1 protein-coding gene is annotated in these 367 nt (G+C 43.1%); it reads left to right on the forward strand.

The window, feature by feature from the left end; genetic code table 11:
* Nucleotides 1–120: 120 nt before the first annotated feature.
* On the forward strand, nt 121–367 hold a 247-nt coding region (locus AAEY75_RS14270), incomplete at its 3' end, for a roadblock/LC7 domain-containing protein (RefSeq protein WP_352259932.1).

Here is a 367-nt window from a genome sequence, read left to right on the forward strand (position 1 = left end):
TCACCACAGTTTGAGTAGCTATATTAATCAATTCGAATGTAAGCTGATTAATCGAAGCTATTAATTGATGACATTTTTGAGAAACTCTCTTTATATCCCAAACAATTAAGGTACATGACAATGGCTAAGTTAACACTTGACGCACTAAATGACATCGACGGCTTTATTGCAGCCGCGCTAGTAGACAGCGAATCTGGTCTTGCAATGGCCACGCTTGGTTCTGGCATCGATCTTGAGCTTGCCGCTGCTGGTAACACGGAAGTATTGCGCTCTAAACGTAAGGTTGCCGCAGCACTAGGTCTGAATGAGAGCATCGAAGATATCCTGATTACCCTAAGCAAGCAGTATCACTTGCTACGTCCATTAG

Source organism: Psychrobacter sp. TB55-MNA-CIBAN-0194, from assembly GCF_040309505.1.
GTDB lineage: Bacteria > Pseudomonadota > Gammaproteobacteria > Pseudomonadales > Moraxellaceae > Psychrobacter > Psychrobacter fozii.